We start from the raw sequence: 20,909 nt of genomic DNA, 5'->3' as shown, positions 1-20,909 counted from the left end.
ACCACACCGCGGCGACTGCCGGCCGTTTCCGCAATACTGCAACGACGAGAATACTTAAGCGGATGGCCCCACCACTGTGACGGTATGGCAATCGATACGGTACTTCTCGCAGTCGGACCGATGGACTCAGTGCGCGCGCCGGAACTCGCTGAAACCGTTCTCGAGATCGCCGACCCCCTCGGTGCCAAAGTCGTGATCGGACACGCCTTCACTGAAGACGAGTACGAGGACGTCCACGACGACCTCGGCTTCGACGCGCGCGTCGACGACGTCGACCCCGATGAGGTCGCCGCCGAACGCGCACCGGTCCCGGAACTCGCCGAACGCTTCGAGGAGGCCGGCGTCGAGTACGAGATCAAGGGCGCGCTCGGCGAGGTCAGCACCAAAGTCGTCGACATGGCCATCGACGTCGGCGCGGATCGCATGGTCGTCGGCGGCCGCCGGCGCTCGCCGGCGGAAAAAGCGGTTCTCGGCTCGGTCTCGCAGGAAATTATCCTGCAGGCCCCCTGTCCGGTCACGTACTTCCGCGACCTCGACGTGATGGAGTAACGAACGCGACGCCGCGCGACCCTCTCCGTCCGCTTTTTCCCTCTCTCCGTCTCCGTGCGTCCGTCTACGATTCGTCAGCGCGGTGCTTCCACTCCCGCTCCTGCCGTCGCTCCCGGACGTGACGCTCGCCGTCGGCCAGGTCCCGGCGAACGCGTCGCTCGAGCGACCGCGTTTCGGCCAGTAGGCCGTCCTGAAAGTTCTCGAGGACGTCGTAGGACCAGCGGTCCTCGTCGACGACCCCCTGGGGGAGGAGTTCGGTTCGAATCGCGTCCGCGAGGTCGTCGTGACCGGTCGCCCTGAGCAGTTCTTTGGCGCGGTAGAGGTGGTCCATCCCGTGACCGGTCGCGTGATGAAACTCGAGCAGGCTCCCCTGGGCGCGCTGGACCCACTCGAGGCCCAGCTCGACTTCGTGGAGCGCTTCGCACTCCGTGTCGGAAAGCGCCGGCACTGACTCCGACTCGCCGTCGGGATCGAGGGGCGTATCGTCGATGGCCATGCGCTAAACTATGCCATGGAATGGCATACGTGTGTCGCCGAGACCGCCGGCTACCGCGCCCGCAATGCATCGAGATTGCTACTCGTCCGTGAGTATAATCTGGGTAGTTAAGTACGACGACGGTCGTCCCTAGCATAGCAATGGCTTACTACGCGGGCGTCGATCTCGGCGCGACCAACGTTCGGGCCATCGTCGCCGAGGCCGACGGGACGGCGATCGGTGTGAGTCGCCGATCCACGCCGCGCGGGCCGACGGGTATCCACGTGACGGAAGGGGTGCTCCGAACGCTCCGCGAAGCGTGTGGCGACGCCGGAATCGATCCGAAGGGAATCACCGCCGCGGGAATCGGCTCGATCGGGCCGTTCGATCTCGCCGAAGGGGCCGTGATCGATCCGGCGAACCTTCCCGACTCGATCGATCGGATCCCGCTGACCGGCCCCGTCTCGAAACTGATCGGCAGCGACGACGTCTACCTCCACAACGACACGATCGCCGGCGTGATCGGCGAGCGGTTTCACGCCGATCGGAACCCCGACGATATGGTCTACATCACGATTTCTTCGGGGATCGGTGCCGGCGTCTGCTGTGACGGCGAAATAATGCACGGCTGGGACGGCAACGCCGGTGAAGTGGGCCACTGCGTCGTCGATCCCCGCGGCCGGCTGACCTGCGGCTGCGGCCGCGAGGGCCACTGGGAGGCGTACTGCTCCGGCAACGCCATCCCTGACTACGTCCGATTACTCGCCGAGGACGACCCGACGATCACGACGGAGCTCCCGCTCGAGGGGCCCGATTTCACGGCGAAAGACGTGTTCGATCTCGCGGGCGAGGACGAACTGGCGGATTACGCGATCGAACAGCTCGCCCACTGGAACGCGATCGGCGTGACCAACGTGATCCACTCGTTCGCACCGATCGTCGTCTCCTTCGGCGGGGCCGTCGCGCTCCACAACGAGGAGCTCGTCGTCGACCCCGTTCGCGAGCGGGTCGCGGAGATGGTGATGACGAACGTCCCCGAGATCCGCGTCACCGACCTCGGCGACGACGTCGTCGTCGAGGGCGCGCTGGCGAGCGCCCTGACCGACGGGACCGGAGATCGACGCCGACTGCGGGGCTGAACCGCTCGCCGGTCCGGCATCGAGCGAGCGCCGATCGCCGGGCGAGATATCCCGTGTCCGCGACCCGATCCCGGTCGCGTTCCGGTTCGGGTGCGTCCCGACTCCGGTCGCGAGTTCCGAGGCGAGTGACTACCTCTATGTACCTGCACGCCTCCTGCTATCTCTATGGAGCGGAGAGCGTTCCTTCGAGCGAGCGGTGTAACTGGCGTCTCCCTGTCACTGCCGGGCGCGGCCGCGGCGTCCGGATCGAGTGGCGCGACCGCCCAGGGGACGTACGAACCGCTCGGGAGAGTCCCGATCACCGGTGCCGCGGAAGCCGTCGTCGGTGACGACGGCCGGATCGCATACGTCGCGGCGACTACCGGCTTCGCGTCCGTCGACGTGAGCGATCCCGCCGAGCCGACGCTGCTCGCCGAGGAACGCGACATCGAACTCGAGGACGACGTCCTCTCCGAGATTCTCGACGCGACCGTCGACGGGGACCGACTGGTCGTCGCCGGGCCGGCCAACCCCGGCGTCGGACCGATGGGGTTTCGCTGCTACGACGTCAGCGATCCCGCAGACCCCGTCTCGATCGGTGGCTTCGAGACCGGCTACCACATCCACAACTGCTATCTCGACGGCGAGTCGCTGTACGTCGTCGCGAACACGCCGGAGGAAAATCCCCTCGCGATCTACGATGTCGGCGGCGAGGAGATCGCCCGGGTCGGCGACTGGTCGCTGGTCGAGTACGCACCCGGCTGGAGCGACGTCGACTGGTTCTACCGCTACCTCCACGACGTGACCGTTCACGACGGCATCGCCTACCTCGCCCACTGGAACGCCGGGACCTATCTCATCGACGTCAGCGACCCGACTGCCCCGGAATACGTCTCCCACGTCGCGGAAACCACGCTCGAGGAACAACGCGAGATCGACGACTGGGAGGCGGCCGTCTACGGGTTGCCCGGAAACGATCACTACGCGGCGGTCGATGACGCCGGCGACCTCATGGCGGTCGGACGGGAGGCCTGGGCGGTCGACGGGGAAGACCCCGACCGACCCGGTGGAATCGACCTTTACGACGTGAGCGATCCCGAAGACCCGGTTCGACGCGGATCGATCGACCCGCCGCGAACGACCGACGAGACTCACGGCGCCGGGGCGTGGACGACGTCGCACAACTTCGAGTTCCGCGACGAGCACCTCTACTCGTCGTGGTATCGCGCGGGCGTGAAGATCCACGACGTCTCGGATCCCGCCTCACCCGAGCAGATCGCCTGGTGGCGCGACCCCGAGAAGACGGGGTTCTGGACGGCACGCGTCGCCGAGCCCGGTGAAACGTTCGTCGCGAGCAGTACCGAGGCGATTCCGAACACGTCGCTCGAGGGGGCGCTCTACACCTTCCCGATCGAAGCGGGCGAGCAGGCCGACCCGCCGTCGCTTCAGGATCCCGCCAGCTGGACGACGGATGGAGACGAGACGGACAACGGAAACGAATCCAACGCCAGCGACGGACCCGCCGATGGCGACGATACCGGCGGAAACGAAACCGCGGGGGACGGATCCAGCGGCGACGGGGATTCGATCTCCGGATTCACCGGTCTCGCAGGGGTCGTCGGCGGCGGGGTCGCGCTCGAGTGGCTGCGCCGCCGCAGCGGAAACGTTCAGGATTAATTCGACGGTTTTCGGCCGTGCGACCGAACTTATTCACCGTTCGAGTTCCTAGCACGACTCATGACTGACTCCGAGGGCGAGCCGTCCCTGAAGGAACGCGTCGAGCAGTTCATGGCACGGGAGATGCCGATCATCCAGATGCACGGCGGGACCAGCGCGGTACGGTCGGCCGATCCCGAGACCGGCGAGGTCATCATCGAACTCGGCGGCGGCTGCAAGGGCTGTTCGGTCAGCGACGTGACGACCGGCAACATCGAGGCCGAACTCATCACGTGGCCCGAGATCGACGAGGTCACCGTTCGCGTGCCCGACGCGCGCGACAGCCTCGGCGGCCCCGACCAGCCCGAATCGATCATGGGCGTCGATCGAACTGAAGGCGGCCGCGGCGACTGGGGATCGTCGAATCCGGGGAAGGACCATCTCTAAATCCGCGCGGCTGCCGCCGGGTCGGCCGGCCCCCATCGTTTGGTCCTCGTTGACAGGGTTGGAGAGTTTTGGGAAGTCCTATATCCTTTTAGGCGCCCACTACGGACATCGCATATCATGACGACGAGTAGACGCCTGCAGGCGGGAGGTGCCGGCGATGGGTGACGCGCCCGACTCCGGCGACGAGGACGAGCCCGACGCCGAGACCGACGGCGGGCTCCGGGCCTATACCGTCCGACTCGAGCTCGTCGACGAACCCGGGGAGTTGCTTCGCGCGCTCGCCCCGATCGCCGACAACGGCGGCAACCTGTTGAGTATCCACCACGAACGCGGGAACATCACGCCGCGCGGCCACATTCCCGTCGAGGTCGACCTGGAGTGTCCCCCCGACCGGTTCGACGACGTCGTCGAGGGCCTCCGCGGTGCCGGCGTCAACGTCATTCAGGCCGGCGCGGAGCACTACGGCGAGGAGATCAACGTCGTACTCGTCGGTCACCTCGTCGAGACCGACCTCTCGAACACGCTCTCGCGGATCGAGGACGAGGCCGACGCCGTCGTGCTCGACCTCTCGCTCGCCGCGCCCGAGGGGACCGGCGGCATCTCGAGCGCCCGCGCCCGACTCGCGATCGACTCCGGCCGGTCCGAGGAGGCGCTCGCCGCGATCCGCTCGATCGGAACGGACAAGGAACTGACCGTCGTCGAACCGCTGCTCGGAGGTGACGCCTGATGAAACTCGCAATTCTCGGTGCCGGTGATGTCGGCCGCTCGGTGGCCGACCTCGCGGGCGAATACGGCCACGACGTCGTCGCGCTCGCCGACTCGAGCGGCGCTGCGGTCGATCCGGCCGGAATCGCCGTCGAATCCGTTCTCGAGCGCAAGGCCGGCGGCGAGGCCGTCGGTTCCAGCGACCCCGAGGACGTCTTCGAGACGGAGTACGACGTCCTGGTCGAAGCGACGCCGACGACGCTCGGCGACGCCGAACCCGGCTTCACGCACGTGAAACGTGCGCTCGAGGCCGACCGCCACGTCGTGCTCGCGAACAAGGGGCCGGTCGCCGAACGCTACGAGGAACTGCGCGCGCTCGAGGACGAGCACGCGGGTTCGATTCGGTTCGAGGCGACGGTGGGCGGCGCGATCCCGGTGCTCTCGACGGTCGAGGACTGCACGCCACAGGCGGTCACCGCGGTGCGGGGCGTGCTCAACGGGACCGCGAACTTCATCCTCACCCGGATGGCCGCCGAGGGACTCGACTACGAGCACGTTCTCGCCGAGGCGCAGGACCTCGGCGTCGCCGAGGCCGATCCGACGTTCGACGTCGACGGCACCGACGCCGCGCTCAAGTTCGTCATCCTCGCGAACGTGCTGGCCGACGGCGGCTTCGCTCTCGAGGACGCGACGGTCGAGGGCATTCAGGACATCCCCGGGAGCGCGCTCGATCTCGCCGCCGAAGACGGCCGCACCATTCGGCTCATCGGCGAGGCGACCCGCGACGGCGTCCGCGTCGGTCCGCGGCTCGTCCCCGAGAACGGCGCGCTCGCCGTCACCGGGACCCGCAACATCGTCCAGATCGAAACGCGACACGCCGGCTCGCTCCACTCGAGCGGCCGCGGTGCCGGCGGGCCGGAGACGGCGACGGCAGTCCTCTCCGACGTCGGTCGACTGCCGCCGTTGTAACCCGCCTCGACTCTCGCTACTGAAGATCGTCCTGTCTCGTTTTGAGTACCGCTCGTCGTACCACGTCCGTTCGGTACGTACCCGACGGATTCGCGGGTCGATCCGGTTGCCGACGACCGACCGAGATGTCGTCGGGGAGACTGCCTGACGGCGTGTCGCCCGAGCAGTCGACCGCGAACGTCCGGAGCTACGACTCGCTCAGGCGGTCCCGGGAGGGTCTCGGGCCCGATCTTCCCGCTCGATCGACCGACCGTGCCGTGGTAATCCTAGCCAAACCGCAAGCGGGCGTCGGGATCGGCTGAATACGCTTTCGAAATGGTTTTAACCGCAACGAGCCAAAGGGACCGATATAAGCGCCTCAGCGCGTGAGCTACAACAATGAGCGACCAACACCAGAACCTGGCCATCATCGGTCACGTTGACCACGGCAAGAGTACGCTCGTGGGACGACTCCTCTACGAGACGGGGAGCGTACCCGAGCACGTCATCGAACAGCACCGCGAAGAAGCGGAGGAGAAGGGCAAGGGCGGCTTCGAGTTCGCCTACGTCATGGACAACCTCGCCGAAGAGCGAGAGCGCGGTGTCACCATCGACATCGCCCACCAGGAGTTCTCGACGGACAAGTACGACTTCACCATCGTCGACTGTCCCGGCCACCGTGACTTCGTGAAGAACATGATCACGGGCGCATCCCAGGCGGACAACGCCGTCCTCGTCGTCGCAGCCGACGACGGTGTCGCGCCCCAGACCCAGGAGCACGTCTTCCTGGCTCGAACCCTCGGTATCGACGAGCTCATCATCGGCATCAATAAGATGGACATCGTCGACTACAAGGAGTCGACGTACGACGAGGTCGTCGAGGAAGTCAACAAGCTGCTCCAGCAGGTCCAGTTCAACACCGACGACGCCTCGTTCATCCCGATCTCGGCGTTCGAAGGCGACAACATCGCCGAGGAGTCCGACAACACGCCGTGGTACGACGGCGAAATCCTGCTCGAGGCCCTGAACAACCTGCCGGAGCCGGAGCCGCCGACGGACGCGCCGCTCCGACTCCCGATTCAGGACGTCTACACCATCTCCGGTATCGGTACCGTCCCCGTCGGACGTATCGAGACCGGTCTCCTGAACACCGGCGACAACGTCTCCTTCCAGCCCAGCGACGTGGGCGGCGAGGTCAAGACGATCGAGATGCACCACGAAGAGGTGCCCAAAGCGGAGCCCGGTGACAACGTCGGATTCAACGTCCGCGGCATCGGCAAGGACGACATCCGACGCGGTGACGTCTGTGGCCCCGCCGACGACCCGCCGAGCGTCGCCGAGACGTTCCAGGCTCAGATCGTCGTCATGCAACACCCCAGCGTGATCACGGCCGGTTACACGCCGGTCTTCCACGCCCACACCGCACAGGTCGCCTGTACGATCGAGTCCATCGACAAGAAGATGGACCCCTCGAGCGGCGAGGTCGCCGAGGAGAACCCCGACTTCATCCAGTCGGGTGACGCTGCCGTGGTCACCATCCGACCGCAAAAGCCCCTCAGCATCGAGCCGTCGAGCGAGATCCCCGAACTCGGGAGCTTCGCCATCCGCGACATGGGTCAGACCATCGCCGCCGGAAAGGTCCTCGAAGTTCACGAGAAACAATAAATGCAGCAGGCACGCGTTCGACTCGCGGGCACGAGTCCAGACGACCTCGACGACATCTGCGACGACGTCCGCGAGATCGCGAACAACACCGGCGTCAACCTCAGCGGTCCGATCCCGCTGCCGACGAAGACCCTCGAGGTCCCGACCCGGAAATCGCCTGACGGCGAGGGCACCGCGACGTGGGAGCACTGGGAGATGCGCGTCCACAAGCGCCTGATCGATCTGGACGCCGACGAACGCGCACTCCGCCAGCTCATGCGCATTCAGGTACCGAACGACGTCTCGATCGAGATCGTCCTCGAAGACTAATCGCTCATCGAGGCCGGCTCGACCGCGACCGGTATCCGAGCTACTGATCGTTTTTGTAGTCTTCGAGTCCCGTTCCCCAGTGATAGCCGTGGCGCTCGAGGCACAACCGAGAGTCCGGAGTCGCGGCTCCGATCGTCCTCCCACCCTCGGCAACTTCCCACCGGCTCCAGACGGTGCCGGGACTTTTGTCCCTCGCCGTCACAGCTACCCGTATGGCAGGGCGCTCGCGATCACAGCCGGAGACGTACCTGCGGTCCGATTCCGGGCGAGAGGACGGGTCTGAGCCCGGCTCGAGCAGCCCGATTCTCGAGCTGCTCTTCGTCTTCGCCGTCGTGTTCGTTGTACAGGGACTCGCGATGTTCGCGGGCGTGATGGGCACATTCTTCGTCCTCGCACCGCCGCTGACGAGCGACCCGTGGACGATCGTCACGAGCGTCTACGCCCACAACGGACTGGGGCACCTCCTCTCGAACACGCTCGCGCTGATCGTCTTCGGCTGGCCTGTGGCGCGAGCCACGACCCGCCTTCGGTTTCACGCCTTCTTCGCGATCACCGGTGCGATCGCCGGGATCGCCCAGATCGTCCTCACGGGCGTGCTCGCGGCGATCCCGCTCGTCCCCGTCGCGCCGACGCCGGGCGTCCTCGGTGCCAGCGGTGCCGTCTTCGCCCTGCTGGGCTATCTCGTCGCGTCGAATCGACTCTCGAGCGGGCTCGCTTCGGTCGTCGACCTCCCCGACTGGCTGTCGATCCTCCTCTTCGTCGGCCTCGCGATCGCGGTCACGTCCGCGACCGCTTCGCCCGGCGTCGCGCTGATCGCCCACTTCACCGGCTTCCTGGTCGGGGCAGTCGCCGGGCGGGCTCGAGCGCTCGCCGTCGGTTCGGAGTCGGAACCCGGCAGGTCTGCTCGGTGACTTCGGTGGGGCTCGGCTCGAGTCCACACCGTGGTGCGGTGTGCCGATCCGTCCCCGAAACACAAGCTACAAATAGAAACCCGGGTTAGGAACGTGCGAGGGCTCGTAGATCAGTGGTAGATCGCTTCCTTCGCAAGGAAGAGGCCCCGGGTTCAAATCCCGGCGAGTCCACTCCTTTCTCGCTTCGCTCGAAAGGACAGCACAGCGGCCGCCTTCCGAGTTTTCTTTAAGAGTCCTCGAGTCTTGACGAGGACCCATTTGACTCCGCGTCGTATACCTCCCCTGGTCACAATCGAACCTGTAGGGGACTCAGCCCCGACTGTATTGTGCGATTCGTCTTGAAGGACGTGTGACAGCCAATTAAGTATTTTCCTCATTTGTACGGCCATCGTGGGATCGATTGCGTCGGGCTCAGCCTGAGTTGGCCCTGACTGACAAACGTTAATATGACTCAAGACGTTCTTCGCATTCTAATTTCATACAAATATAATAGGTAATTATTGTCCTCTGTAGAGTACCATCCCTGTGGTCTGGAGAATCCCAACAATACCGTCTGAAAAAGAGGAAGAGATATTTGGATTATATAAAAACACAGAACAAACAGAGATAACGGATTTCGAACGAGAAGGTGAGAAACTACGAAAGATATTCTCAAACTCTCAAATAGAGGCTCCAGGTGATGAGAGTGGCGTTATCAAATTATTCTGGATGGTACATCCCTATCTTCGTTTTGACGACGTCACTCACATTTCAGAAGATTTTCCAGACGGAAAAGCAATCCTCAATGATGAGTATGTGTTGATAGAATTTGAATATCAATTTAAGAATTTCATATACCATGGTCATAACCCAAAAAGATGCGATTTTATAATTTGTTGGGAATACAAGGATTATGATCCGAGAAAGGAAGAGTACCGTAAGAGGCTGAAACAAACCCTTGAACACTGTACCATCATACCCTTAAGAGAAGTGTTGATAAACAACGTTAGGTACGCTATCAACGCCAATTTCTAACATAGTCAAAGTCTGATCTGTCGGTAGTTTCAGTTCATACTGAGTCGAACAACTGGATCTTATTTTACATATTTTGATAGTTAAGGTGAAACCGAATGTTTACTTGGGATGAAGACGTCAATCTGCCAAAGTGGGAGTAATAAGCGCGATTACGACGAATCCGCTTATCTACGGTAGCATAACCGCTCTCGTCGGCGTCGTCACCGGCGAATACGTCAGACGACGCCACCAACAGAAAAAGGAAGCGCGAGAGTGGTACGGCGAAGCCAAGGGGTACCTCTCTAACCTCCAACAGGCCGCGCGGAAGGCCACCGCTTACCGAGATGGCGTGAACCACGACACCCTCCACGAACTCCTTAATGGTCTCGACGAGGAGATGATGAGGCACGCCAATGACGATCGGAAGCGAGTCGACGATGAGGCCCGAGTCGAACTCGCTGTCATTGCCGCCTACACAACTGGTCTCGCCTCACTCTCCGAGAAATCCTTGAACACGAACGCGCTCGACTTCATCAAGCGCGTCCAAGGCCATGCCATTGAGGATTACGACGGCGACTACGATATGGACGACTTGGAAGCCCTGTTCTCGGGGTTCGACTTCGGCGAATTCGCTAAGACAGACAGGAACGTGGATATTGATGAGCAAGTAGCCGAGCGGCTTCGCTCCCGGTTCAGCGACGAGTCGCTTGAGGCTGGATACCCGACATCTATCGAAGAAGCGCTCAACATTCCAATTGAGGAGACCGAGGACGCCTTCGAAACCGAGGGTTTTCTGAACACAGTGGTGGATGACTCACTGGAGGCATTCGTCAATATGGTAATCGATCTGGCGAAGGAGACTCACGAGCGGATGGATGCGCGACAGGAGCGGCTTTGACTAATCACTCTCGCCGCAACTCTCCCTGGAACTGCGGTTCAATGATCTACTGGTTGCATCCTCTGTATTCATCGCGGCAATTACCGAATTACCTCGAGTTTGATAGAAGCCGCGTGGTACATTCGCGCTATATTGTTAACATCGGCTGCTGACAGACTCCCTTGATTTTGGCAGAGTTGGATAGGGAGATTCAGTTCACATCAATTCGGTTCCAGAGGGTTCTGCCAGTCTTTTTTATTACTACAAAACGTAATATCAATACTTCTGCACAAGTCGACGGTGAAAATTTTGTCATCAAAATTCGCAAATGGCTCTTCTTATCTACGTATTTGGTCTTCTTGTACGACCGTCAAATACGTTAATTGGGTGAGAACTCTATATTGAATACGAGCCTGGGTGACCCATATCGGAATTTCTTGCTGCACTTAGGCTCTATGGGATTGAATATCACGTGAAAGGTGTCCCTCAAATCCCAATGGACGGAACTTTTAAGTGATGGTAATTCAAACAATAATATAAGTTGGCGCAGGGTACTACCTCCTGAGACTGTCTCTCAGTGGGTGAACCATACTCTGCGTTTCCTACCTCACGGTAGGACAGCCGCCATCTGATTTCACCGTTTGGCGGCTGAAGTCGCCATGTCCGCAAATTCGATATTAGATATATTTGGAAGCAAGACCAAATCAATAACCAACAAATACAGCGAGAGGATCAAAGACTCCTCTAAAGTCAACACGCTCCTCGGTTGTTTGGAGGACCGAGAAAGTCTATTTAGGAAAGACCGCACTCTCAAAGCAGACTACGTTGGTCCAAGTGCTAAACTTGCGGTCCACCAGAACAGTAATTCCTTCGAGCAGCGGCCTACTACTCAGGCCGATGGTTGTAATCCAGAACCGCTTGATGATTCTGTCGAAGATCACTACCGTCTCTATGAGCCAATAGCCGATTCTGCTGAAAGAGTGAGTAAGCCTCGCCGTTACTTGGACGAGGAAACGCAAGGGCCAAAATCAGCGCGTGAAGCAGTGAAATCCTACGTGGAGGCCCGACATGGAGAAAACGTCTCTGCTGAGAAAAACGGCTTCAAGAAGACACGAAATTGGCGAGCCAACCGTCAATATCGTATAGGGAAAGAGATGGACAGACAATTACTCCGCAATTATGATAATCCAACGACGGTTCTCCTTTCACTTCGGGTTTCCCCTGGCGACAGAGGGCGTCTGACGCTTCTCAGTGGACTTCATGATGCGATCAATCCAACCTTCGAACAACTCCGCTACCGGCTGCAGAGGAGTGCTGATGCTCCTCTCACGGCAAGTGAATGGGAGTATTTTGCTGTACTCGCTGGAACAGAGAAACGAGCAACTCCCCATCTCCATATCTACGTTTACTGTGATGGCGACGTGTCTCGTAAACGGTTCTCCCCAGTTGTGGAGAAATTCGTAGGGGAGTGTCCCTACGCTCCTGACGATATGCGTGGCAACTCACCAAAAGACGGTACAATTTCCGTTCGGGGAAACGAAGATGACATGATTCCACGGATGTCGGATACGCCTGCGGAAAGCCAGGGTGCCACTTACGTCTTGACGCAACTCCCCCACCTTCCACCGGTTGATGAAATGGCTCAGGACGAACTGTTGCATTCCTCGACGGTTGATGCTTGGAATGGCAATGCGTTCCGGAGGAGTTCATACACAGTTTGGGATGATGATGATAAGCCGTCTCTTGATGAGATTTCAGATATTCGACCAACGTAATCTGCTTCAGATAGCATTGGCGAAGAATCTACTCTGAAAATACAAACTTCAGGGTTCTAATCCTCATCGAGAGCAGCATTAGCGAGAGAATCTGCGCGTTCATTTTGCTCTCTCACTTGATGGTAGATATGGAACGACTCAAATTCTTGTTTAAGTTCCATGACCTTCTCATGAAGTGGCTGAAGATTCTCAGCGTTCACACTATAGTCACCAGTAACTTGTTTCACAACGAGTTCTGCATCGCCCTCGATCACAACATCTGCACACTCAAGTTCAACAGCATGCTCGAGACTTGCGATTAACGCTTTATATTCTGCTTCATTATTAGTACATTCCCCAATATACTCTTTCCCTTCTATTTCCTCAGATCCAATCTCAATATAGTACCCGATTCCAGCCGGTCCTGGATTATTACGGCATGCTCCATCGAACTGTATAGATGCTGCCATAATCCTTGTGGTAAGTGTTCATGAATGTAGTTTTCGATTTCCTGAATAGACTGTTGGATTCGGTATGATTCGGATCTGTAGTCAAGACTCTCCTATGGGCTCAGAAGAATCGTCGCTTTTCGTCTCGGACCGTTTTTCATTTTTAATTGATTGTGCTCTCTCTAACTCGGCTTTTATTTCACTACCAGCCTGACGAAGTAGTTTGAGTGCTGCTCCGCTTAATGTGGTATGGTTTATTTCTGCATACCAATACCAGAGTTTTGGATAATATATCAAACTCCAGAATAGGTCAATAGCGTTGGTGAACTTATAGATTATAGAGGAAACCTGAAGATGCTTAAAATATACAACGATAGTGGTCCCAGCAAACAACCATGCCATTGCTGATGCAGTCCCAACGCCAGCGAAGACGAAGTAAATTCCCCAGATGAAAACTAGACCAAGTGGGGAATCGATATTCGGCTGGGCTTCAAGAGAGGATGCAGCAATTTCGACACCGACGATTCCAATAGCGATCCAGAGAAGAGCAAATATTGGATCCAAGAAAGCCCAAGCATAAGTTGACGACCGATTGAGGCGCTCAGAGATCCACCGGAGACCGCGTACCAGCGGGACAATTAAGATTACTGTGGCGGTTAGCATGATACTTTTTGAGGCAACCCACGAGAGTAATGCTGATTCGTCTCCCCCGATTGAAAGAGCAGTTGTTACCAAAATCAATAGAGAAAGTCTGGTAAGTACTAAACCGAATATTCCTGTAAAGAGGGAGACCCATAACCCCTTCTTCGCTGTTTCGTGAAGTTGGTCCGCGTCAAGTCGGAGTAGATCTGAGATTTCGTCGGTTGCTGGCACATGCGAAGTTCAGTTGTACTAATAAATAATATTCTGGTACTCTATTGTGGTTTCGTCTGAGGGAATCTTTTATCAACTCTACGTTAGAGAGAGTCGAATTACGGCGAGTTGAAACGGGCTCCAAATACCTAACTACCTCTGTTTAGACGTCATCGATCCCTATGCGGCTACTATAGATACTTAAACATCGTTGAGAAGATCTTCCTTCTTTTCTCTGTATTCATCTTCCGATAGTACTCCCTGCTCATAGAGTTCATGTAGTTTATCTATTTTATCTAAATTGTCCTTCTGGTCTTCTGTAGAAACTGCGTCTTCGGTGTCTTTAGTGATTCTATCCCGGATAAACTGAGAAGCACTTCTGCATTCTCTCTTTCCGGGCTGGAGAATCGCTATATGATACGTTTGGCCAGGAGTCTGGAGAGACAACCGTTTGGTTACCATCCCTACGTCGAGATCAACACTTGTGATACTATCAAAGGGAATAGACCGCTCATCATTTCCAGTTATATACCCCGGTATCTTGATCGCAATTCGCTTATCGGTGATTGCTGTATAAATATAACTAAGAGAAGTTGATCGTCGATTTCTGTTAACTCCATATTTTGTTTCCCCGGCACCGCTTCCTTCCACATCTAAGTCCCTTCCAGCAAGCAGGAAATGAATTTTCTCACCCTCATCAAGAAGATCTTGGATCTTCTCTACCCGCTTTTCTGTAACGTAGTCTCCCTGTGGTTTACAGTCAAGATCAATGTCTGGTCGACCTATTGCTTCAAGATGATCAGGCAGGGGAACAGTAGTTGAATTGTAGAGGTACTGAGTCGCATTCACAAATTCATCGTTATTTGTGGATTTTCGAGAAATATAGAGGGTGCATGATTGATCCTCATTTTTCACTTGAAATCTCCTCTCTGTAAGTTTAGTTCTTACTGATACATCAGATATATCAGGATATGAAATAGATATCTTGGAATCACCTGTCTCTTTTCCAACGACTGCAATAATTTGGCTCTCAGTGAACGCTATTATAGTAAGAAAGTCCTGATCCGGCTGAATGCTATTACCTTCGGCTTTGATCCCCTTCTTTTTATTGAAGAAAATATATTCGATATCGGAATCAGATATATTTTCTTTAAACATCATATCATGGAGATAATCATCGTTACTGAGAAGATCGTCTTCAGAATATTTCGATGTAGTCCTCTTTCGATTATGACCTTCCTTTTCTTTGGTCGCTTCTACGTTTTCCTTCCCCTGTTCAATCCCTTTCTTGAATTCTTTTTGTGCTTCATCCTGCTTTTTTGTTATCAAATCATGGAGTTTACTTATAAGTCCCTTGGAGTCGCCCTTACTGTTATCCATAGGATGCTATCAGACGGCAGTAATATAGTATCTTCTGAAATTATCTATTCTCTATATGCCGTAATATGATTTAGCGTGAGATTGTCAGTCAGAACAGTGGAGTAAGTTCACTTTCAGAACAGGGGTCAGTTCGATAGAAATCGAACCTCTCCTTCCATGGAAAGATTGAGCAACTCAGATGAGATTCAGTTTGATATAAATTTCTCCTCGATTCAGCGGTAGCCTCGGCCGGAAGGAGATCTCTTATTCCGATAGTACTTCTGCGGTTTCTGTTCCAACCAGTGGAGTACCGTCAGTCCTCTTCGCTACCAGTTTCCCCTTAAAAGTTCCCTCTCCAACATCGATCTTCTCTATTGGAAAATGGAACAGGAAATCGTTTCTCCCATCGTTATTCACATCTTCTATATGACCATTCTTATGGGCAGGGCTTGCCCCTTCACTATTAGATACCGAGACGTTCTCAGCATTACCGAACCTTACTGAACTCTCATCAAGGTATTTTGTCGGGTCAAAATCATCTGTTTGAAGGACAGCAACAGGTAGGAGTCCTTTACTATTTTTATTAATAATATTTTGGTCACTATCTGGCTTAATCTCGATCTCGATTTGAATTCGATTCTGGCCAAACACATACGCAGAACCAGCATAGTACCCAAGTGGATCCTCGTCACCGGTAGCCCCTATGATAGCAGTCCTTCCATTCGTTGCTACTGATGCACCGAATTGATCAATACTGTCGCCATCATTTGCGGCGAGTTTTGTCTCCTGAGACCATTGTCCATCCGAGCGAGTGAATATGTACGCTGACCCAGCACTCTCTCCGTTTGGATCGTCGTCGTCGCGGGCTCCAATGAGACCAATATCCCCCTCTAAGGCTACCGCCCAACCAAAGGAGTCATCTGCATCCCCATCGTCAGCGCTGAGTTTTGCTTGCTGAGACCAGTTCCCAGAAGAGCGAGTAAATACATATGCCGATCCTGCCCTGACTCCATTAGGATCTTCATCACCTTCGGCCCCAATGAGTGCTGTTTCACTATCTAACGCTACAGAATAGCCAAACAAGTCTATACTGTCTCCATCATCAGCAACTAATTTCTCTTCTTGAATCCAATCCCCATTAGAACGAATGAACACATATGCTGATCCAGCACTGTCTCCGTTTGGGTTCTCGTTGCCTTGAGCCCCGATAAGGACGGTATTTCCGTCTATCGCTACTGAACTACCGAAAATATCGTCCTGATCACCATCATTTGGGGTGAGTTTTGTTTGCTGACTCCAGTTACCATTGGATCGAGTGAATATATATGCTGATCCACTGAGATCACCGTTTGGGTCCTCATCGTGAGGGGCTCCGATAACGGCAGTGTCATTCTCCAATGCTACTCTTTGCCCGAACCAATCACGACTATCCCCGTCATTAGGGACTAATTTCGCTTGCTGGTTCCAGTCTCCCCCGGAATGAGTGAAAATATAGGCTGATCCAGCACGCCGTCCATTCGGTTCTCCATCACGTGAAGCCCCGATGAGCGCGGTGTCGCCATCCAGTGCTACAGAATAGCCAAAGAAGTCACCGTTAATGTCACCAGTAGTGAGTTCTGCTTGCTGAGTCCAACTTCCGTTTGCATAACTGAAGATATATGCTGACCCGTGACCAGGAGCACCTATAAGAATGGTATTTCCATCCAGCGCGACTGAATTACCGAAGGCATCGCCGCTTTCCCCGTCGTCAGCGATGAGTTTTACTTGCTGAGGCCAATTTTCATTTCCTGCTTGTGATGTAGCGCCAACTTTGTCAGTAATAACTGATAATCCACCATTGACGAATAGTGCTGTCATAATTCCGCTCAAGAATGGGCGGCGCCCAGTGTTCAGACTACTATCAATCCGTTCCGAAATATCGTCGTACCCCATATATCTGCAATATCATATCTGGACATTTAGTATGGATGAAATTTATGGGTGGAAACACATTGTTTACACAAAACAGCGATCTCGAGCATCACTTTCTATACATAGGGAGACGGTGGGCTACGTTAGTCTTAGGCCGAAATGACGCTAAGGCGGAACTGCTGAACAGGGTTGATGAAAGCGCTCCACTCACAATAGACCCAGTTCAATAGGAACTGACTTTATGCGGCTATTTCATTCCCCAACGCTAAAATCATCAAGTGCGAATTGACTTCCACCTGTTTCATCTAAGAAGGCTCGTTTCTCGTCTTCTGGAAGTTGATAGAGAATCCATGTATTGAGTCGTTCTTTGTGAAATGTGTGGAGAAACTCATCTATTTTATTTAACTCTCTTGCTCGAGTGGCTCTCCCTGGGTCCATCTGAATAAGTTCTTCTTCATAGGCTAATGACTTCAGCGTGTCACGAAGAGATACTGAATTTGAGGCTTGACTAACTCCCGAGAAATCATGCGTGCCAACAGAGGTGTAGATTCGCCACTCTATTCCGTCAGTTAGAATGCCATATGATGCGTCAAATGCACCAGTACTAAGATATGAGCGAAGTTGTTCTTTCCCTTCGAAAATTCGGTTTACTGGTTTTACTTCGCCTATGATCTCTACATCTGTATTCGTAATAAGAAAATCAGGATACGTCTCTTGTTGTTCCCCTCCTCTCGGTTCAGGCTGATATTCAAGTCCGGCCGCATTAAGCAAAGGCCGTACAAGATTATGGCGTGTGAAGGCTTCTGGCTTAAATCCTATATCAACTTCCTCAGGCTGAAGGGGTTTCTTGCCAAAGATTATCCCCCGTCGTTCACTTCGCGTAGATCTCTCGGACAAGTTCTTAGCAAATCGTAATATCGCCCTTGTAGCCCTCCCCTCAGAAGGATATCCATCTATAGTAGTAAGATTGCGATCAACCATAGCGATCGTTTCTATCGGGATACTAGATAGTCCTATCTATCTAATCCGCTACGATCGATTAGTCAATTCCTCTCGCGACTCTTCCGGTAAACGCTTCCAACAGTGGCCACAAATCTGCTCTTGGGTCGTTGGTTCGCTCTTTAGAGCGTCCTGTAATGGTTCAACCTCCATCCCTCTTGAATAATCAAAATGACTACAAACACTTCTCGGGCCAGAACAGACATCACCTGTGGCCATATCCGTCTCAATTACTAGAAGGTGATGCTTGTATTCCTTTTCTTCAGTTCTAAACTCCTGGCTATTCCACTTCGAGTATGTCCCAGTACGAATGCAGACAAAGAAATGACTTTCACGTTCTTCGGGGGGTACGCGATCAGTTAGGAACGAATCTTCAGTAGTTTCCTGGTCAAATTGCATGTTCTTTACGAATCCTTTCTTCACTAAAAGGTGTTGGGGGGCAATGATGGTCTGTCTCCTTCTCCAGATGTTCGAATTCCAGCAAATCGAACAACGGATATGATTAAGAGATAGAGAACATCATGTGACCGAAGAATTGACCCCACCTGATTGGCTAAAGGTGCTACTCGCGCTATACGAGAGTCAAATCGCGACAATTGATCTTCCTATTCAGGGCTCACTCGCAGTTGATCCAAATAATCCAGCCTACTCCGAAACCGATTTGGAGGTAGACGAATTTAACGAGGCTATGTCATTTTTGAGAGATACAGGATTAGTAGAAATACCTCAATCAGATCACTACATCATCACTGGAAAAGGGTTCAGTGTGGTGCATGATTGGAAACAACGTCAGCAGCAGACAAGGGCAGAGACTCAAAGATCAAAGCGGCAAAACAATGTCAACCGGATAATTGGATATCTTACTCTTGGCTTAGTAGCAATATCTGCTATCAATGCTGTTGCTTCGTCGGTAGCAAGCATCAACAGCACAGGTGTATTCTTTGGGTTCAGTTACGAATCATGGTCAATAATAGTAGCCCTCCTATCTATTCTCGTCGCGATTGGAATAGGTATTGAGGCTGTTCAAAGTGGGATATTGAATCCATATAACCCGGAAGAAATCCGAGAGGATTCATGATTGAGTCCTCTATACCATGTTTTGAGTGGCTCTAAACCCTAAATATTAGATAGGTGGCTTTTACGATTCTTTCGTTTTTCCTCTTTACTTCGGGCATCATAATGTAATTCAAGTGTCTCAATGGAGACATTCATCCGTTCAGAAGCGATTTCAACCGGAACATCCCGATTTAGATGTGCAGTGATTGCTCCTCGACGAACTGGATGTGGTGATATTGATGAAGGACATTTAGAGAAATTATCACGGGAAGTCGCCTCGCAGTCTTCGATCACTTCCCCGTGTGGACAGTCATTGGAATAGTAACACGGCCGAGTGACACGGTAGACATGGCTCTGGATAGTATTGATATGTGCACGGCCGTGTTGCGTGGCGATCAATGGCTTCCGCCCGTACTCATCTTCAACGTCGGGCCGATTCTTCTTGATATAATCACTGAGTGCATTAACGAGGTCAGCATCAACGATGTTGATGTGACGTTCGCCGTTGTCTCCGAGTTTGAGGGGAGTCCCCTCTCGGTTCTTTACCGTCAGTGTACCTGAATCGGGATACCAGTCCTCAACGTCCAATGAGTGGAGACTGCTCCTTCTCATCCCCGTATGCCACAGGATATGAAAAATAATGTGGCGCATTGATGCGTACTCGAACTGAGAGAGGTAGTCGATAATCTCCTCAGCCTGTTCTGCTTCAATATGGACATCTCGCGCCTTCTCCTCGTCAGAGAGTTGGGGAATGATGATCTTGTCGGCAACGCCCGATTCGACGGCATCATTAGACTCACACCACCGGATGAATAGCCGGAATGTCCGCAAGTGCTGTTCCAGCGTCACCGCGTTAATTCCGTCATTGTTCACCCGCCAGTTCTTGAAGTGTTCTGCCTCCCGGCCCGACATTTGATTCATATCGTCAAAGTCGGTCTCGTCCGCCCACTCGAGGAACCGCTTAAGTCGGTACCGAAGGTTCCGAATAGTGGACTGTGTTGCGTCGAGTTTTCGCGATTCGATATACTGTTCTACTGCTGTTTCGGGTGCAAGGGGTTCGAGATCGTGCTCCATTGTGATCACGAATCGCGTTAGACACAGCGAGGGTGAGATGGCGTGGCGACCGAGTCGGAGTCGCAACAATTTCCTTGAGGCCCCGGTTGCCGGCTTCTCCGCGCAGGCGGAGAGCCGGCAGCACGCCAGTCGCAGCCCCGGTACGGCGCTTCGCGCCGCATGCCCGGAACGTCTGGCCTCGGGTCTCTATCCCGGCGAGTCCACTTCTTTCGCTTCTCTCGCGTGACTCCCGGCGAGTCCGTCTCAGTGGCCCTATCTCTCGGCGGGCGCTAAAAGAGGAGTCGCAACTGCGTCTGTCGGGCGTTGTAATTTTCTATTGATAGAATAAACCAGGGCCGCGAAATCGAATAGTAGCGGATTTACCACTCGATCGCCGCCGTTCGGTGATTTCTCGAAAGGATAGGGGTGGTCGGAGTGAGCGCCGAAAACCGTCTCGGAATCGGCGAGCTGTTTGAGCCGAAGAGAAGACGACCGAGGCAACCGAGGACGACGGTCTCACTCGCGAACAGCGTCAAGACATCGCCGAAACGATTGCGACGAGGGCAGTGACGTTCGAAGTCGAATCCGAAATCGTCGTTGATCGGACTAACAGTGTTCGTGTCTTTCAGCAGAAGTGTGAGCTGGCAGGTAGGTGGTGGTGGTGGTGATTTCTTGCCAGCCCCGTTTCGATCTACGTTCTCCTCTCCAATAAATCACGCACTTTCCGGAACAATATGCGGAAATTATATTCCACCCCTTGCTCCGAGAAATCCGACATATCAGTGACCGACGCACTACCAGAAAGGAACTGCAGAGTTCAGTA

The 20,909-nt window shown here is 54.9% G+C and carries 20 protein-coding genes and 1 tRNA gene; 14 read left to right on the top strand and 7 right to left on the bottom strand.

The genetic code is table 11. The features are described from left to right. Positions 1–84: 84 nt before the first annotated feature. Complete coding sequence (locus NDI89_RS02980; protein ID WP_277520029.1) at positions 85–549, top strand: universal stress protein; 465 nt, start codon at positions 85–87, stop codon at positions 547–549. A gap of 64 nt (positions 550–613) precedes the next feature. Here NDI89_RS02980 and NDI89_RS02975 read toward each other — a convergent pair whose 3' ends face one another. After that, complete coding sequence (locus tag NDI89_RS02975) at positions 614–1,045, bottom strand: hypothetical protein (RefSeq protein ID WP_277520028.1); 432 nt, start codon at positions 1,043–1,045, stop codon at positions 614–616. Between the two features lie 140 nt (positions 1,046–1,185). Here NDI89_RS02975 and NDI89_RS02970 point away from each other — a divergent pair, with 140 nt between their 5' ends. From NDI89_RS02970 to NDI89_RS02915, 12 genes are all read left to right on the top strand, one after another. Next, a complete protein-coding gene (locus NDI89_RS02970) occupies positions 1,186–2,163 on the top strand; it encodes an ROK family protein (RefSeq protein WP_277520027.1) in 978 nt (325 codons plus the stop codon). A gap of 165 nt (positions 2,164–2,328) precedes the next feature. Then, positions 2,329–3,819, top strand: a complete 1,491-nt coding sequence (locus tag NDI89_RS02965) for an LVIVD repeat-containing protein (RefSeq protein WP_277520026.1) — start codon at positions 2,329–2,331, stop codon at positions 3,817–3,819. Between the two features lie 60 nt (positions 3,820–3,879). Continuing rightward, positions 3,880–4,245, top strand: a complete 366-nt coding sequence (locus NDI89_RS02960) for a NifU family protein (RefSeq protein WP_277520025.1) — start codon at positions 3,880–3,882, stop codon at positions 4,243–4,245. A gap of 157 nt (positions 4,246–4,402) precedes the next feature. Continuing rightward, complete coding sequence (locus NDI89_RS02955) at positions 4,403–4,972, top strand: amino acid-binding protein (protein ID WP_277520024.1); 570 nt, start codon at positions 4,403–4,405, stop codon at positions 4,970–4,972. Then, positions 4,972–5,919, top strand: a complete 948-nt coding sequence (locus NDI89_RS02950) for a homoserine dehydrogenase (RefSeq protein ID WP_277520023.1) — start codon at positions 4,972–4,974, stop codon at positions 5,917–5,919. Before NDI89_RS02955 ends, NDI89_RS02950 begins: the two co-directional genes overlap by 1 nt. 378 nt (positions 5,920–6,297) lie before the next feature. Continuing rightward, on the top strand, positions 6,298–7,563 hold the full coding sequence (tuf, locus tag NDI89_RS02945; RefSeq protein ID WP_277520022.1) for a translation elongation factor EF-1 subunit alpha: 1,266 nt from the start codon (positions 6,298–6,300) through the stop codon (positions 7,561–7,563). After that, positions 7,564–7,872 (top strand): 30S ribosomal protein S10, encoded by a 309-nt coding sequence (rpsJ, locus tag NDI89_RS02940; RefSeq protein WP_004215311.1) that lies wholly within the window; start codon positions 7,564–7,566, stop codon positions 7,870–7,872. 212 nt (positions 7,873–8,084) lie between these two features. After that, positions 8,085–8,783: a rhomboid family intramembrane serine protease gene (locus NDI89_RS02935; protein WP_277520021.1), complete on the top strand. Its 699-nt coding sequence runs from the start codon at positions 8,085–8,087 to the stop codon at positions 8,781–8,783. A 99-nt stretch (positions 8,784–8,882) separates the two neighbouring features. Further along, a tRNA-Ala gene (locus NDI89_RS02930) sits at positions 8,883–8,954 on the top strand. Positions 8,955–9,308: 354 nt separating this feature from the next. Then, on the top strand, positions 9,309–9,797 hold the full coding sequence (locus NDI89_RS02925) for a hypothetical protein (protein ID WP_277520020.1): 489 nt from the start codon (positions 9,309–9,311) through the stop codon (positions 9,795–9,797). A 130-nt stretch (positions 9,798–9,927) separates the two neighbouring features. Further along, positions 9,928–10,674: a hypothetical protein gene (locus NDI89_RS02920; RefSeq protein ID WP_277520019.1), complete on the top strand. Its 747-nt coding sequence runs from the start codon at positions 9,928–9,930 to the stop codon at positions 10,672–10,674. Positions 10,675–11,312: 638 nt separating this feature from the next. Beyond that, a complete protein-coding gene (locus NDI89_RS02915) occupies positions 11,313–12,428 on the top strand; it encodes a hypothetical protein (protein ID WP_277520018.1) in 1,116 nt (371 codons plus the stop codon). A gap of 56 nt (positions 12,429–12,484) precedes the next feature. On the opposite strand, the gene NDI89_RS02910 is transcribed toward NDI89_RS02915, so the two are convergent. The 5 genes from NDI89_RS02910 to NDI89_RS02890 form a co-directional block, all read right to left on the bottom strand. Beyond that, positions 12,485–12,877 carry a ribonuclease HI family protein gene (locus tag NDI89_RS02910; protein ID WP_277520017.1) on the bottom strand — a complete coding sequence of 131 codons (393 nt, stop codon included), beginning with the start codon at positions 12,875–12,877 and terminating at the stop codon, positions 12,485–12,487. Positions 12,878–12,958: 81 nt separating this feature from the next. Then, complete coding sequence (locus NDI89_RS02905; RefSeq protein WP_277520016.1) at positions 12,959–13,729, bottom strand: hypothetical protein; 771 nt, start codon at positions 13,727–13,729, stop codon at positions 12,959–12,961. Positions 13,730–13,909: 180 nt separating this feature from the next. Then, positions 13,910–15,088 carry a PH domain-containing protein gene (locus NDI89_RS02900; RefSeq protein WP_277520015.1) on the bottom strand — a complete coding sequence of 393 codons (1,179 nt, stop codon included), beginning with the start codon at positions 15,086–15,088 and terminating at the stop codon, positions 13,910–13,912. A 243-nt stretch (positions 15,089–15,331) separates the two neighbouring features. Then, positions 15,332–16,999: an FG-GAP repeat protein gene (locus NDI89_RS02895; protein ID WP_277520014.1), complete on the bottom strand. Its 1,668-nt coding sequence runs from the start codon at positions 16,997–16,999 to the stop codon at positions 15,332–15,334. A 231-nt stretch (positions 17,000–17,230) separates the two neighbouring features. Further along, positions 17,231–17,959 (bottom strand): hypothetical protein, encoded by a 729-nt coding sequence (locus tag NDI89_RS02890; protein ID WP_277520013.1) that lies wholly within the window; start codon positions 17,957–17,959, stop codon positions 17,231–17,233. A gap of 541 nt (positions 17,960–18,500) precedes the next feature. On the opposite strand from NDI89_RS02890, the gene NDI89_RS02885 reads away from it, so the two are divergent. After that, positions 18,501–19,055 carry a hypothetical protein gene (locus tag NDI89_RS02885; protein WP_277520012.1) on the top strand — a complete coding sequence of 185 codons (555 nt, stop codon included), beginning with the start codon at positions 18,501–18,503 and terminating at the stop codon, positions 19,053–19,055. A 38-nt stretch (positions 19,056–19,093) separates the two neighbouring features. Here NDI89_RS02885 and NDI89_RS02880 read toward each other — a convergent pair whose 3' ends face one another. Then, positions 19,094–20,107 carry a tyrosine-type recombinase/integrase gene (locus NDI89_RS02880; protein WP_277520011.1) on the bottom strand — a complete coding sequence of 338 codons (1,014 nt, stop codon included), beginning with the start codon at positions 20,105–20,107 and terminating at the stop codon, positions 19,094–19,096. Positions 20,108–20,909 lie beyond the last annotated feature (802 nt).

The organism is Natrinema salsiterrestre (genome assembly GCF_029502005.1).
Lineage (GTDB): Archaea > Halobacteriota > Halobacteria > Halobacteriales > Natrialbaceae > Natrinema > Natrinema salsiterrestre.
This window is presented reverse-complemented; position numbering and strand designations above follow the sequence as displayed.